Genomic DNA, 14,029 nt, shown 5'->3' with positions numbered 1-14,029 from the left:
ATTACTCTCCTTTAAACATTTTCTATTCTAATACCGTTGCTACTTCAAATCCATATCCACGAATATGAGTAATTAATAATTCTAAAAAGATATGTGCAACAGGCGATAATTCCATTTGATGATGTTTTAAATATCCAATTTCTAATTCATCTTCAATGGCTAATGGAATTGCCACAATTTTATCATCATTTAATTCACTACTAATAATTCCCGAACTAATCGTATAACCATTTAACCCGACCATTAAATTAAAAATTGTTGCACGGTCACTTACCTTAATACTCTTCTTATGTTCCATTGTACTTAAAATCTCTTCAGCAAAATAGAAGGAGTTTTCTTCTCCTTGTTCATAAGATAAGTAAGGATAATCTTCTAACTCTTCTAGTGTAATACTAGATTGAGAAGCTAATGGATTTTCTCTACTAATAAATACGTGAGGTTTTGCTGTAAATAATGGCGTAAATTCTAAGTTTTTCTCTTTAAATAATTTTTTCATAACTTGACGGTTAAAATTATTTAAATATAAAATCCCTAACTCACTTTTGAATTTCATTAAGTCTTCTAAAATATTTTGAGTTTCTGTTTCTCTTAACGTAAATTGATATTCATCACCAGCTTCTTGACGGATTAATGCAACGAACGCATGAACGACAAACGCATAGTGCTGTGCTGAAACTGAGAAGTCACGTTTCCTTTTTGTTTTACGTTTATATTTTTCTTCCATCAAGTTTACTTGGTCCAATATTTGTCTAGCATATACTAAAAACTCTCGACCTTCTTCTGTTAAAGAAACTCCATTCTTATACCGAACTAATAATTGAATATTCATTTCTTGCTCTAAATCTTTCATGGCATTTGATAGACTTGGTTGAGTTAAAAATAAATCTTTTGCGGCTTCATTAATGGATCCTTTTTCTGCAATTTTTTCTAAATAAACTAATTGTTGAATACGCATATTTTTTCTCCTTTTGCCATCTTACCTTTATTATAAATGAGATTTTAATTTCATGCTACCCTATAGTTTCCGCAAATAAAAAAAACTGAGCTTAAAGCCCAGTTCTTTTCAACGATTCCTTTTATTGTTGGAATTTAAATACCACATTAGAATCGTATAATTTTAATACATTTTCATAAACAAATTTCGTTGCTAATGCTGCAACAACTGGTACAAGTAGCCAAACAACTACTGCTAACCCAACATTTAATCCTGCATCGATAGAAGCTAGAGGTCCTACTAAACCTACTAAACCAAAACCAGCAGATTGAGGAGTACCACTCACACTAAATAATGCAACTGGAATTGCAGAAATAACAGCTGTTGTTAAAGTTGGAACTAAAATAATTGGATACTTAAATAAGTTTGGCATCATTAATTTCATAGCTCCTAAAGCAATCGCTAAAGTTACTCCTGAATTATTCACTTTCCATGAATGAACCACTAATACTACGGCTGTTACAGCAACACCCATCGCAGCAGCCCCTGCTGACACACCATTTAATTGAATTGCTAAACCAATCGCAACTGTTGAAATTGGTGAAATAATTAAGAATGCAAATGAACATACAATTAAAATAGACATTAAAATCGGTTGTAAGTGAGTGAATTCGTTAATAACTGCTCCAATTGCAGCTGTTAATTTCGCAACGAATGGTAATAATTGTAAACCGATAAATGAAGCACCTACACCGACAACGATTGGCATTGCAACTACAGCTGTAGAACCAAATTTATCTTTAATCCACATTAATGCTAATACCGCAATTGCAGCTGTTAACATTGTATTAATTAAGTCTCCAGTACCGGCTCCAACATATTTCCCTAGTTCTGGATTGAATTTTACAACACCTGATGCAACAAAACTTGCTCCTGCTGTAACCATCATTGGCATTGGTTTAAAACCAAATTGTAAAGCAATTAATGCACCAATAATTAATGGTGTTGCTAATTGGAAAATTACAGCAATTTGTGTGATTTGAACTGCTAGTGGATATTGACTAAAATATTTTAAAATAGCAGATAATACAGCGTTTGGAATTAAACCGATAATTACCCCTAATGCAGTTCCTTGTAAGATTTTGTTCATAAAGACTTTTGCAGTCATTTTTTCTTGAGCTTCCATATAACCCCTTCTTTCTTTTTGTCTACTCCTTTATAAAAGTTGTTGAAACTTTTCAGAAATACTTCACAAATCAATTTCTATTCTTTCTCTACCTTTTATTAGTGAGCTTTCAAAATTTGCTCTTTACAATGAATCAATGATGTTGAAAAGGCGCAACAAAGTGTTGGAACTCCGTATTTTTACCTTTTCTGACCACTGCTCCATTCATATAATCAATCTCCGTCAAACGATTATTCAACATTAACTCTTAATGCATTGATGGATGATGAAGACCGATTGTGTCACGATTATAACAATTCATTTCAATGGAATCAACAATTTCTTTCATGTTTTGTTTAATATTTTTCAAATTTTGAAATTAATGAAAAAGTACTGTAAAAACTCTTTGAAAATTTATGAACAATAGCTTTATTACATTAAACTTCAGAAACTTTCCATTTATGCTATCTTCATCCTATTTTTATAATAAAACAAGGAGGCGTCCTAGAAAACGTCCTCCTTGTTGATTATTTTTCTTTAAATTCTTGTTTGACTACTTCTAAAGCTGCTGCAATTACTTGGTGCATATCATAATAACGATATTGACCTAAACGTCCTCCAAAAATTACTTGTGGTACTGTTTGAGCTAGCTTTTTATATTTAGAATATAGATCATTATTTTGTTGATTATTGACTGGATAATAAGGTTCTTGACCTTTTTCCCAATCCGATGGATATTCTTTTGTAATAACTGTCTTTTCTTGTGTTCCAAACTCAAAATGTTTATGTTCAATAATACGAGTATATGGAGTTTCACGATCTGTGTAATTCACAACTGCATTTCCCTGGAAGTTTTCTGTGTCTAACACTTCTGTTTCAAATCGTAAACTACGATATTCTAACGTTCCCAATTCATAATTGAAAAACTCATCAATCATTCCTGTGAAAATAATTTTAACGCCGCTTTGTAAATACTCTTCTTTTTTCTCAAAGAAATCGACATTTAATTCCACTTCAATATTTTCATGATTGAACATATTTTTAACCATTTGAGTATATCCACCAATTGGAATTCCTTGATACGTATCGTTGAAATAATTATTATCATACGTATATCGAACAGGTAATCGACGAATAATAAAGGCTGGTAGTTCTGTAGCAGAACGTCCCCATTGTTTTTCAGTATAGCCTTTGATTAACTTGTAATAGACATCTTCCCCTACTAAAGAAATAGCTTGTTCTTCCAAGTTTTCAGGAGTTTTTCCTTTTAATACTGCTCGTTGTTCTTCAATTTTAGCTGCTGCTTCTTGCGGAGTCACAACTCCCCATAATTTATTAAAAGTATTCATGTTAAATGGTAAATTATAGATTTCACCATTAAAATTCGCAACAGGGGTATTTGTATAACGATTAAATGTAGCAAATTGGTGCACATAATCCCAAATTCTTTTATCACTTGTATGGAAAATATGTGCTCCATATTCATGAACTTGAATTCCTTCAACTTCTTTTGTATAAATATTCCCTGCAATATGCGAACGTTTTTCAATTACTTTCACTTTAAATCCACGATTAGCAGCTTCACGTGCAAATGTTGCACCAAACAAACCTGCACCTACTACTAAATAATCATATGCCATTTATTTATTCTCCTTATATGTTTATTAATAATATTGTAACATAAATGTATTCAAATAGCACCTTGACAGATATTCCTAATTTATATAAAATATTAAACGTATAAAAAGGAGGAAATTATGATAAAAAAAACTATTATTATCAGCAACATTTCTAACAACAGCGTTATTTACTGGTTTAAATTATTCAATCTATGCACAGGCAGTTAACACCGTTGAATTAGAAACGTTAAATCAAGGGCAAGTAAAAAATATTATCCGCGTAAATTCTGAAAATGAATTACCTAAAGATGGTACTACTTATACTCTTGTGTATTCAAAACAACACTGTAAATTACCAGATGAACCAGAAAAAACAAGTGAAGTAACAACAATCACAACTGAAAAAGGGGTTCCTGAAGTTTTAGATAAACCTTCAATTGAAATCCCTACAACAGCTAGCACTTCAATTGAAACTACTGCAACTACTTCTACGATAGTTCCTAACTCAGTTGTGTCGACTACAAATTCATCAACTACAGAAACAAAAAACACAACAACTGCTTCTATAAATGAAGCATCGCAAAAGAAAACAACAGAAAGTACACCACAAACAACAACTCTTACAACTGTTTTAAAAGCTCAAGTAAAACAATCATTGCCACAAACCGGAACACAAAAATCCGTAGCGATGGTTTTAACTGCAGGAGTATTAGTTGCTTTAGCTTTTCTTATGATTAAATACCATAAGAAAAAAGTATGGATGGTATTACTGATTACAGCTTCTGTGACATCTCTTTATAATTTAAGAAATGTGATGGCACAAAATGAAACAAAAGTAACAACAATTCCAGTAACTACATTTGTTCCTACAAAAGAATATTGTTTAGTTGGATATATTATTATTCCAAATACAAGTGAAACGACTGAAATTACAACAGAAAAAGGTGTTCCAGAGATTCAATCTGAATTACCAGAATATCAAGTACCTACAACAGCTGGAACTGCAACTGAGGCTACGGTAACTACTGCAACAACTACAACTTCAACTGAACCTACTACAACAACTACAACTTCAACTGAAGCTACTAGCGCAGAACCAATTTTCGAAGCTTCTGAAGTTGAATCTACTAAAGCTACTACTACTGAACCCACTACTACAGAACCTACTACTACAGAACCTACTACTACAGAACCTACTACTACTAACTGAAGCTTCTGCTAATAGCAAATAATAACAAAACAAAATCCCCAACGATAGAGACTTATCTCCAATCGTTGGGGATTTTCTAATTAAATCCAACTATTTTTTGAGTTACGGTATAAATCAAATTCGACATTTGTCTAGCAGGTTCATTGTTGTTCATAGCAATTTTACTAATCACATTTTTACGAATTTCTTTATAAACTGTCAGATTAGTTTCTTTTAATGTTTCTAATAAAGCTTTCTTTTTCTCTTGGTGTTCCTGTGTACCTGCTTTATTTAATAAGGCGCAAGAAATCAATGTTGTAATTTCTAAATGATTTAATAAATAATCGTTTAACACTTTTGGAAATTCCCAATCACTATGATAAGCTTCCATCAATAATTGATTCACTCTAATTTGTTGATCAATTCTGCGAATCATCACTTGTTCATTAACGGATTGATCTTCTCGACCGATAAAGTAACGGTAAAAATCAACATTGATATAATACAATTTCTTACAATACTGCAATGGAATAAATACAAATAAATTATCCACATAAAAAGTATGTTCTGGCAATTGTAATTTTGATTGTTTTAAAATATCTAGTCGATACATTAAGGAATGCATCATCATATACTTTCCTTTTCGAAGCGGCTTTGCATCCTCCCAAGTAAACACTTTATTTTCTGGGAAGGAAGATTGATATCTCATAATTTTCTTTCTTCGAGCTTGTTCTTTTTCATAAACAAAGTTTGTAATGACTACATCAACTTCTTCTTGTGCATCTTCTAATTGTTGCAGATGCTCTAAAATTTTTAAATAAGCACGAACATCGACCCAATCATCGCTATCTACTACTTTAAAATATTTCCCAGTTGCGTGTTGCATGCCTGTATTGACAGCACCACCATGTCCTTTATTTTCTTGAGAAATCGCACGGACAATGCCTGGATATTGTTGTTCAAACTTTTCTGCTATATTTTTTGTATGATCACTTGAACCATCATTAATGATTAAGACCTCTACTTGGTCTCCACCAGTCACTAATGATTGGATACAGTAATGCATATATTCTTGTGAATTATAACAAGGAACGGCTATTGTTAGTAATTTCATTTCTAAGTCCTTTCGGGTTCTATTTCTTTTATCTATTCTACCATTTTTTATATCCTTTTTGTCAATAAAATATACATTTTATTTCTAATCTGCACTTTTCTCTTTATCAAACACAAAAAAACTCTTCCTTTTCTACTTTTATAGAAAAGAAAGAGTCTCATTTTTATAGTAAAGCTTCAACAATTGGAAGATAATCTTTTTCTTCTAACTTTTGAATCATAATAATGCCATCTCCTAATGGAACTAGAGTGGATTTCAACGCTTCATCTTTTTGAACAAAGTCTAAAAATAGGTTTAGGCGACGATGAATTTTTCGAACTTTTCGTGGAATTTCACTTTCATCTTGTAAAATTGTTCCACCTTGGAAAATATCATCAACAACCAATACCCCACCTGTTTTTAAAACTCGCATACAATGAGGGAAAAATTCAATATATTTCGCTTTTGCACTATCCATAAAAATAAAGTCATATTGTTGTTCTAAAGTTGGCAACACATGTGCTGCATCCCCTTCAATTTGAGTCACAACATCATCAATGCCTAATTTTTTAAAATTCTCTTTTGCTCTTGAATACATTAATTCATATCGATCAATTGTTGTTACAGAACCGCCTTTTGGTACATATTGTGCCATTAAACTAGCCGAAAACCCAATTGCTGTTCCAATTTCTAAAATATGAGTCGGACGATACAAGCCTAATAAGAAATCTAAATATACCGCTGTTTCATGAGGAATAATTGGAATTCCTAAATCATTCGCCATTTGTTCTAACTCTCCTAATTTACCAGGAAAGAAACGTTGACTTTTTCTCATATATTCGACCACTTCAGGTTTAACAACTGGTCGAAACATCATTTCATTTAACATACTTGCTCCTTTATCTATTTATCATAAGGAAATTAGAAACCTCCACCGCCGGATCCTCCACCAGATCCAAACGAACTTCCGCCACTAAATCCTCCTCCAAATCCACCGCTATTCGATGAATCGGAACTTGAAGAAATTTCATCCACTGCTGAAAGATAACTATCAGTGAATGAATCCTGTAGAATCTCATTATAGACAGCCATTTGCCAACCATAGGTTGGTGAATAGAATACACTTTCTTGAATCCAATCAGGGAATTTTTCTTCTAATACTTCAATGACTTGTTCAGCAACTCCTAAAGAAATCGCATAAACTAATAGATGATCCCAGATTTGAATACTTGGTAAATCAGCTCTATCTAAACTAGAAATATCCATTAACATTTGACGAAATGCTTCCCAACGACGATATTCATATTCACCTTTTAAGCTTCTTTGTAGAGCATTTGATTTACTAAAACGAACTGTTACAAGATAAATAATAAAACTAATAATCCCTGCAACAATTGTCAGGAACAGATTCTTAGTAGCCCAAAATACACTACCCACAAATAGAAGAAATCCTGCTATCCCTAAAAGATTTGCACCTTCGGCTTTTGGAGCAGTTTCTCCCTCCTCGAAACGATAAACACTATATTCATCAGCAGCATCATCTACTCCTTCATACCAATTATCTAGCATATCCGTATATCTTTCTGGGCAATTCTCAGCAAATTCAGAAACTAAATCTAAGTCTAAAGTGTTTCCTTTAGCAATTTTTTTAAATAAAATATCTAAAGCTAATTGTTCATGTGGTAGTAAATGATACGAATGTTGTTTCAACTCTAAAATATAAGGTTCTTCACTCGTCATCGTTAGAACTTTTTTACGTACTAAATCCATTATCGTTGCACTAAAATCATCAATCGTTACACCATCATAAATAGCTGCTGACATAATGGCTGGAGTCAAATCTTCTGGCAATTCATATAAATGTTCTGGTACAAACGGTACTTTTTCAAGACGTTTTTTATCTGCTAAATTTCCTTTGAAAAATGCCCAAACTAAAGCGACTAAACTAAGTAGTCCTCCAAAACCTGCTACAGCCCATTTTACAGAACGTTCCTCTTGATCCCTTTTCACTAATTGTTCTTCTCTGTCTACAATTCCAGCAAAAGCGTTAAAATCGTTTGTCACAGGATTATCTTTTGTTAATTCTACAGGAAATAGCATATGAGTTTCTACAAAACTCTTTGGTTCATTTTTCTTAACGGTAAATGTAACTCCTTTGTAATCCGGATCAATTTCTACCTTACCACCAATTCCTCCATGTCCCCAAGCTCTTAATGTTTCTTTTGTTGCTGCACCTGGTAAGCTAACATGAACATGAATATTTTTTTGCGTAACTTCCCACTCTTGTCCAACTACTCGTCGGTTTAATTCCGCTGTATCTTTATAATTTTTAATCAACTGTGGAATTGTATAATTAAAAACAACTGTTCTCGAACTATCTGCGAAAGGTAAGAACACCTTAAATTTTAATAAAGATCCAAGAGTTTCTGTTAAATAAGTACTATTATGCCCTGTATCACTTTTTAATAATGTAACAACTTCTCCATCGCTTGTTTTAAAATCAACTGTTACATCTTTTGGTTCTTTTTCTGCAAAATAATCTAAATTATAAAAAATACCATTGTAACTTCCATTAGCAGTAAAGGTCATTTCTTCTTTGAAACGAACATCCCCATTTGGTCTTACATCAACATCAATATTGTATTTTGTTACTTCTAAACTTTTACCTTTAGCTTCAACTTTCGAAGTAAAAAATGATAGAGATACCATCAAAAACATGAACCAATATAAAATTTTTCGCAATGCTTTCATCTTATTCCCTCCGATACACTGAAAGTGGGATGAAATAACAGATTTCTACTCCCACTTCCATTATCCTAATCAAGTTTCATTAACCTTAAAGCATCAAAAGTATGCTTATAAAATACCGCCTCGAATATCCAATGTTTTTTTCAAATACCATTTCAAAACAAGTGCGCCCGATCCAATAAATAAGTACATGATGGCTGGGAAAACATAATTAATGCTTGTCGGAATCAACAATTGTGTTCCCATTACAAGGACTAACCATGCAAGCATCACTAATGAGCTAACAACTAAATAACGAATATAGCCACGTTTTCCTTTTGGTTGATTAATATCTGGAGTTACTTTAGATAAAGCTAATAACGCTAAACCACCTACTACAAAGTTCATGATTAAGGAAATAACTCCCATCGCTTCTGATTGTTCTGGATTTAAGAATAAAGTAATTCCAGCGATTAAAGCGAAGAATCCTCCGACCATTAATCCACCATCTACAGCAATTTGCCAATCTGGTGATTTCACAGTTGGATCTTTTTTAGGTCCTTCCAATACAGATTGTGTTTGTTGTGTCACCGTACCAAATAATTGGCGAGCTGTTAAACCTTTTTTCTGTTTTTCTACTAAAACAGGAAGCATTTCTTCTAAAGTTGAAGTGATTTTTGCTTTAGACACTTGAGCTTCTTTTAGAGAACGTTCTAGTTGTAATACATATTGTTCATTTTTTTTCGTTAATTGACTACGTAATGTAGTAATATCTACTGTTTTTACTTCAGTTTGATTTTCTGTCATGATTCAATCCCCCACAAGATATGATGATTACACGTTAAATCTGAAAAGCATAACATCGCCATCTTGTACGATATACTCTTTTCCTTCTTGACGTACTTTCCCATTTTCTTTAGCAGCACCCATACTACCAAATTCTAATAAGTCTGCATAAGCTACTGTTTCAGCTCGAATAAATCCTCTTTCAAAATCAGAGTGAATAATTCCCGCACATTGTGGAGCTTTCATTCCTCTACGGAAAGTCCAAGCACGAACTTCTTGTTCTCCAGCAGTGAAGTAAGTTGCTAATCCTAATAAATGGTAAGCTTTTTGAATTAAAATATCTAAACCTGAAGTTTCAATTCCCATTTCTTCTAAGAAAACTTGTTTTTCTTCTTCTTCTAATTCAGCAACTTCTTCTTCTACACGTGCACAAATAACGACTACTTCTGCATCTTCTTTTGCAGCATATTCTTCTACTAATTGAACATATTGATTATGTCCACCTTCTGCTACATCATCTTCTGAAATATTAGCAATATATAACATCGGTTTTGTTGTTAATAAGAATAAACCTTTCACGATTGGTAATTCTTCATCTGTAAATTCAATCGTACGTGCTAATTGACCATCTTCTAGTACTGGTTTGATTTTTTCTAAAACTGCTAATTCTGCTACTGCATCTTTATCTTTTGTTTTGGCAATTTTAGCAACACGAGCAATTCGTTTATCAACTGATTCTAAGTCTGCTAATACTAATTCTAAATTAATTGTTTCAATATCCGCAATTGGATCTACTTTACCAGCAACGTGTGTAATATTTTCATCTTCGAAACAACGCACGACTTGGCAAATTGCATCTACTTGACGAATGTGGCTTAAGAATTTATTTCCTAAACCTTCTCCACGGCTAGCACCTTTTACAATCCCAGCAATATCAGTAAATTCAAATGTTGTTGGAACTGTCTTTTTAGGTTTTACTAATTCTGTTAATTTTTGAAGTCTTTCATCTGGAACTTCTACTACCCCAACGTTTGGGTCAATCGTCGCAAACGGATAGTTTGCTGCTTCTACTCCTGCTTTTGTAATTGCATTAAATAATGTTGATTTCCCAACGTTTGGTAATCCAACGATTCCTGCTGTTAACGCCATGTATTTTTCACACTCTTTCTATTCATTATTTTCTTTCTTCAAAGTTACTTTTTTTATTTTGCGTTCAAATTCTCGTCTTGGCATTAAGACCATTTGCCCACAATGATTACATTTGATACGAATATCCATTCCCATTCGAATGATCGTCCATGAATTGGTTTGACATGCATGAGGTTTTTTCATTTCCACACAATCCCCAAGTGCATATTCCACTATAGCCATTCTATTCACTCCTAATCATCTAATTCAATTTCTAATACATCTAAAATACGAGTTAAATCTTTTTGAGAAAGGTATTCAATCTCGATTTTTCCACGTTCTCCTTTCGGAGTGATTTGGACAGATGTTCCAAATTTATCCATTAATCTTTCTTCAGATTCTACAATATAAGCTGGTTTTGGTTGAATTGTTTTGATTTTCTTCACTTTCTCAACAGGCTCATTCATTGTCTGAATCAATTCTTCTAGCGCTCGAACCGTCATTCCTTCTTCGATTACTTTTTTAGAAAGAGGAACGATTTTGTCCGCTTTTTTCAAACCTAATAAAGCTCGAGCATGCCCCACTGATAATTGACCTTCTTGTAATTGTGTTTGAACTTCTAATGGTAGTGATAATAGACGAAGAAAATTCGCAATATATGGACGGCTTTTACCAATTTTTTTTGCGACTTCTTCTTGATTTAATTTTAACGCATCCATTAAAGATTTATACGCTAATGCTTCATCAATTGGTCGTAAATCTTCCCTTTGTAAATTTTCTACAACGGCTACTTGAATCATAATTTCTTCGCTATATTCACGAATAATAGCTGGAATCGTTTCTTTTCCAGCAAGTTTAGAAGCTCGTAATCTTCTTTCTCCAGCTACTAATTCATAGCCTTTAATACTTGATTTCCGGACGATAATCGGTTGAAAAACTCCTTGTTCACGAATCGAATCTGCTAATTCTTGTAAAGCTTCTTCATTAAACTCTTTTCGAGGTTGATACGGGTTTGGACGAATTTCACTAATGGAAATTTCTTCAACTGTTTCATTCGTTGTATCTACTTTTTCTAAATTTTCGATACTATCAAAATTCCCACCAAAAAGTGCATCAATTCCACGACCTAGGCCTTTTGATTTTTGATTTTTAACCATTTGATAACACTTCCTTTGCTAATTCGAGATAAACTTCTGCTCCTCTAGAACGAGGATCATAGTCAACAATGGCTTGTCCATAACTTGGTGCTTCTGATAAACGAACATTTCTCGGAATAATAGTACGGTAAACTTTTTCTCTGAAATATTTGATGACATCATCTTTTACCTCATTACCTAAGTTTGTTCGTGCATCAAACATTGTTAGTAAAACACCTTCAATTTTTAATTGTGGATTGAAGTGTTTACGAACCATCGTAATAGTATTCATCAATTGAGATAATCCTTCTAATGCATAATATTCACATTGCACAGGAATTAAAACAGTATCACTAGCAGTAAAGGCGTTCATTGTCAAATGTCCTAAAGAAGGTGGACAATCAATAAAAATATAATCATATTCATCACGAATCGTTGTTAATGCTTGTTTTAATTTTTGTTCACGATGTGTCTGATTTGTTAATTCAATTTCAGCTCCTGCCAACTGAATTGTTGAAGGTACTATCATTAAATTTTCACGTGTTGTAGGTACAATTACTTCATGAACATTCACTTCATTTACAATAACATCATAAACATCATAAGCTAACTCAGCTTTTTGTACCCCTAAACCACTAGTGGCATTACCTTGAGGGTCACTATCAATAATTAAAACTTTTTGACCAAGTTTTGCTAGGGAAGCTGCTAAACTGACAGTTGTTGTTGTCTTACCAACTCCACCTTTTTGATTCGCAACTGAAATAATTCTTCCCATTGTCTTACCTCCAATCTTCATAAAAAAAGGAGAATGCAAGCATTCTCCCTCTCGCATGTCTACAAAATGTTTTCCATTTCTCGCAATTCTTTAAATTTATCCATTCCTATTGTAACAAAAAAACAGGAATATGAGTAGTCTTTTCCTTGGAAATCCATTGAAACATGAAATATCTTTTTAACTAATTTATTTGTAACTTGAAACTTACTAAAGCGGTAATTCTTTCTTATGTTGTTGATTCATTCCATTAAAAATCACTTCATAAGTTTTTTGAATCGTTTCGTCTTCTTCATTTAAAATTAATGAAAAACTTTGAATGATGTTTGTCTTAACATCCGCTTTCATCTTCACCGTAATTTTCGTATTCTCGTGAACTTGAATATTCATTGAAGCTAATGCTAATCGTACAACAGAATCACTACCTTGATACACAAAACTTCCATCTGATTGCCACGTAGCAACATTTGACAAATCTTGAGCTAGTTGTAATACGCTGTGATACGTAAATCCTATAACATTTTGTAAGCTTGATTGAGCAGAAATAGTTGGCTCCCATTTATCTTGATAATAACGAATAGCTCCTTTACTACCTTCACTTATCACTTCAATTTGATTCGTAGCTTTACCGTCTGTCTTATCAATACGAGTTCCAAATCCTGTACCATCACTCCAAACAGAAGCATTCGCAATGACTTGAGTCGAACTTGTTACGTCTTTTTTCTTTACTTCATTTTGTTTTAATGTTAAATGATAATTTTTAACTTGTGTTTCTTGTTGTACTAATTTATCTTGTAAACCTTTATCTTCAACTACTTCACTACAACCTACTAGAAAAACTCCTAGTAAACAAATCATCCAAAAATTTACTTTTTTCATATTATATTCTCCAATATCGTTTATAAAAATAGTATACAAAAAAAGAGAATTTCCTTCCAGAAATTCTCCTTCTAATCAGAAGCGTGGCAACGTCCTACCCTCACAGGGGGAAACCCCCAACTACTATCGGCGCTAAGAAGCTTAACTTCTGTGTTCGAGATGGGAACAGGTGTATCCTTCTTGCCATCGTCACCACACTTCTCTTTGAAAAAGCTCTCGCTCTCTCAAAACTGAATCTATATCCAAACTTTCCTCATTTACCTTCAACCTTGGTTAAGTCCTCGACCGATTAGTACTAGTCCGCTCCATGCCTCACGGCACTTCCACTCCTAGCCTATCTACCTGATCGTCTCTCAGGGGTCTTACTCATTTAAAATGATGGGAAATCTCATCTCGAGGGGGGCTTCACGCTTAGATGCTTTCAGCGTTTATCCCGTCCACACATAGCTACCCAGCGATGCTCTTGGCAGAACAACTGGTACACCAGCGGTGTGTCCATCCCGGTCCTCTCGTACTAAGGACAGCTCCTCTCAAATTTCCAACGCCCGCGACGGATAGGGACCGAACTGTCTCACGACGTTCTGAACCCAGCTCGCGTACC

13 protein-coding genes, 1 rRNA gene, 1 pseudogene and 1 other annotated feature are annotated in these 14,029 nt (G+C 33.4%); of the genes and pseudogenes, 1 reads left to right on the top strand and 14 read right to left on the bottom strand.

The window, feature by feature from the left end:
• Positions 1 to 22: 22 nt before the first annotated feature.
• From HMPREF0446_RS01225 to glf, 4 genes and pseudogenes are all read right to left on the bottom strand, one after another.
• Positions 23 to 955, bottom strand: coding sequence for a LysR family transcriptional regulator (locus tag HMPREF0446_RS01225; protein WP_006703941.1), 933 nt, complete (start codon positions 953 to 955; stop codon positions 23 to 25).
• A gap of 121 nt (positions 956 to 1,076) precedes the next feature.
• Positions 1,077 to 2,120 (bottom strand): PTS sugar transporter subunit IIC, encoded by a 1,044-nt coding sequence (locus HMPREF0446_RS01220; RefSeq protein ID WP_006703940.1) that lies wholly within the window; start codon positions 2,118 to 2,120, stop codon positions 1,077 to 1,079.
• A 98-nt stretch (positions 2,121 to 2,218) separates the two neighbouring features.
• A pseudogene (locus HMPREF0446_RS08815) lies at positions 2,219 to 2,406 on the bottom strand (ketopantoate reductase C-terminal domain-containing protein); the annotation flags it as partial.
• Between the two features lie 220 nt (positions 2,407 to 2,626).
• Positions 2,627 to 3,739 (bottom strand): UDP-galactopyranose mutase, encoded by a 1,113-nt coding sequence (glf, locus tag HMPREF0446_RS01215; protein WP_006703939.1) that lies wholly within the window; start codon positions 3,737 to 3,739, stop codon positions 2,627 to 2,629.
• Positions 3,740 to 4,046: 307 nt separating this feature from the next.
• Here glf and HMPREF0446_RS01210 point away from each other — a divergent pair, with 307 nt between their 5' ends.
• Positions 4,047 to 4,928 carry an LPXTG cell wall anchor domain-containing protein gene (locus HMPREF0446_RS01210; RefSeq protein WP_006703938.1) on the top strand — a complete coding sequence of 294 codons (882 nt, stop codon included), beginning with the start codon at positions 4,047 to 4,049 and terminating at the stop codon, positions 4,926 to 4,928.
• Positions 4,929 to 5,004: 76 nt separating this feature from the next.
• On the opposite strand, the gene HMPREF0446_RS01205 is transcribed toward HMPREF0446_RS01210, so the two are convergent.
• From HMPREF0446_RS01205 to rrf, 10 genes are all read right to left on the bottom strand, one after another.
• The gene (locus tag HMPREF0446_RS01205; protein WP_006703937.1) at positions 5,005 to 6,021 is read right to left on the bottom strand and encodes a glycosyltransferase family 2 protein; all 1,017 of its coding nucleotides are present in this window, start codon (positions 6,019 to 6,021) and stop codon (positions 5,005 to 5,007) included.
• Between the two features lie 163 nt (positions 6,022 to 6,184).
• The gene (locus HMPREF0446_RS01200; protein ID WP_006703936.1) at positions 6,185 to 6,889 is read right to left on the bottom strand and encodes an O-methyltransferase; all 705 of its coding nucleotides are present in this window, start codon (positions 6,887 to 6,889) and stop codon (positions 6,185 to 6,187) included.
• Positions 6,890 to 6,921: 32 nt separating this feature from the next.
• Complete coding sequence (locus tag HMPREF0446_RS01195) at positions 6,922 to 8,751, bottom strand: DUF2207 domain-containing protein (protein ID WP_006703935.1); 1,830 nt, start codon at positions 8,749 to 8,751, stop codon at positions 6,922 to 6,924.
• 105 nt (positions 8,752 to 8,856) lie between these two features.
• Complete coding sequence (locus tag HMPREF0446_RS01190) at positions 8,857 to 9,534, bottom strand: DUF1129 domain-containing protein (protein ID WP_006703934.1); 678 nt, start codon at positions 9,532 to 9,534, stop codon at positions 8,857 to 8,859.
• A 27-nt stretch (positions 9,535 to 9,561) separates the two neighbouring features.
• On the bottom strand, positions 9,562 to 10,662 hold the full coding sequence (gene ychF / locus HMPREF0446_RS01185) for a redox-regulated ATPase YchF (RefSeq protein ID WP_006703933.1): 1,101 nt from the start codon (positions 10,660 to 10,662) through the stop codon (positions 9,562 to 9,564).
• Between the two features lie 18 nt (positions 10,663 to 10,680).
• Entirely contained in the window at positions 10,681 to 10,884 is a 204-nt protein-coding gene (locus tag HMPREF0446_RS01180; RefSeq protein ID WP_020991252.1) for a DUF951 domain-containing protein, read from the bottom strand.
• Between the two features lie 11 nt (positions 10,885 to 10,895).
• A complete protein-coding gene (locus HMPREF0446_RS01175; protein WP_006703931.1) occupies positions 10,896 to 11,798 on the bottom strand; it encodes a ParB/RepB/Spo0J family partition protein in 903 nt (300 codons plus the stop codon).
• Positions 11,791 to 12,552 (bottom strand): ParA family protein, encoded by a 762-nt coding sequence (locus HMPREF0446_RS01170; RefSeq protein WP_006703930.1) that lies wholly within the window; start codon positions 12,550 to 12,552, stop codon positions 11,791 to 11,793. Before HMPREF0446_RS01170 ends, HMPREF0446_RS01175 begins: the two co-directional genes overlap by 8 nt.
• 207 nt (positions 12,553 to 12,759) lie before the next feature.
• Positions 12,760 to 13,428 carry a hypothetical protein gene (locus tag HMPREF0446_RS01165; protein WP_006703929.1) on the bottom strand — a complete coding sequence of 223 codons (669 nt, stop codon included), beginning with the start codon at positions 13,426 to 13,428 and terminating at the stop codon, positions 12,760 to 12,762.
• An 81-nt stretch (positions 13,429 to 13,509) separates the two neighbouring features.
• Positions 13,510 to 13,625: ribosomal RNA gene (rrf, locus tag HMPREF0446_RS01160) — 5S ribosomal RNA — on the bottom strand.
• An 84-nt stretch (positions 13,626 to 13,709) separates the two neighbouring features.
• Positions 13,710 to 13,972, bottom strand: a sequence feature (23S ribosomal RNA rRNA prediction is too short).
• Between the last annotated feature and the right edge of the window lie 57 nt (positions 13,973 to 14,029).

This window comes from Granulicatella elegans ATCC 700633 (assembly GCF_000162475.2).
In the GTDB taxonomy this organism is placed as follows: Bacteria; Bacillota; Bacilli; order Lactobacillales; family Aerococcaceae; genus Granulicatella; species Granulicatella elegans.
Note: the sequence above shows the minus strand (reverse complement) of the source record. Positions and strands in the feature narration are given on the sequence as shown.